General features: G+C 51.3%; 2 protein-coding genes. Both read left to right on the top strand.

Features of this window, described 5'->3' with window-relative positions; translation table 11 throughout:
* The first annotated feature begins 90 nt into the window (after positions 1-90).
* Positions 91-471 (top strand): transposase, encoded by a 381-nt coding sequence (locus tag NI20_RS0112825; RefSeq protein ID WP_033121785.1) that lies wholly within the window; start codon positions 91-93, stop codon positions 469-471.
* Entirely contained in the window at positions 390-875 is a 486-nt protein-coding gene (locus NI20_RS0112820) for an IS5 family transposase (RefSeq protein WP_242843001.1), read from the top strand. The genes NI20_RS0112825 and NI20_RS0112820 overlap by 82 nt, the downstream gene beginning before the upstream one ends.
* The last annotated feature ends 24 nt before the right edge of the window (positions 876-899 follow it).

The raw sequence follows: 899 nt of genomic DNA, 5'->3' as shown, positions 1-899 counted from the left end.
TAGGGTGTATCTGAAAAGTCAAAAATAGCGAAGCGTACAAGAAAAAGACACAAATGAGTGGTAAGACAAAGGCAGAAAGAAGTGACAAGCATGAAAGCCCGTCGTTATGAACTTACCGATAAGGAATGGGAGCTGGTCCAGCCGCTTATCCCGATCTCACATACCGGCCGTCCGCAGAAGGATATTCGCGCGCATCTCAATGGCATCCTGTGGCTTGCGCGCAGCGGCGCGCGCTGGAGCGATCTTCCTGCAAGATTCGGTCCGCATCAGACTGTGTACAGCTGCTTCTGCCGTTGGCGGGATGATGGGACCCTGAAAAAGATCTTCGAGCTCTGCGCGGCCCCGGGCACTGGCACGGAGCTGAGCATGGATTCAACGTCGATCAAAGCATCTGTGCAGGCAGGTCGTGGAATAAGAAAGCGAGCAAAACTCAGACATCAAGCAGCATCGGCAAAACACGCGGAGGTCTGAACACGAAAATTCATGCCATCGTTGGAAAAGACCTGCGGCCTGTGGCTTTTTTGCTGTCTGCCGGAAATGTTGACGATTGCACGGAGGCAGTTCCTCTGCTGAAGTTGCTTCCAAGTCTGAAGGACTGCGATATTCTTGCCGATAAAGCCTATGGCACAAAAGAAATCCGAACCTATCTGCATGAACAGTCCGCCCGCTATACGATCCCGCCGAAAGTAAACACAAAGCAGCCGTGGCTGTTTGATAAAGAGACGTATAAACGGCGGAATGTAATAGAGCGTTTCTTCAATCGCCTCAAGGAATTTCGCCGTGCCGAGACACGCTATGACAAGCGGGATGACTCCTTCCTTGCTTTTGTTATGGTCGCCGCGATCTGCGTCGCTTTCAGCATTTTGCACATCTAAGCGCTGTTTTCAGATACACCATAG

Origin of the sequence: Oscillibacter sp. ER4 (genome assembly GCF_000765235.1) — a bacterium.
Taxonomy (GTDB): Bacteria; Bacillota; Clostridia; order Oscillospirales; family Oscillospiraceae; genus Hominicoprocola; species Hominicoprocola fusiformis.
This window is presented reverse-complemented; position numbering and strand designations above follow the sequence as displayed.

Bases quoted from the DNA above. Each gene is read 5' to 3' on its own strand.
- NI20_RS0112825 (WP_033121785.1), top strand. From the start codon at position 91: ATGAAAGCCCGTCGTTATGAACTTACCGATAAGGAATGGGAGCTGGTC.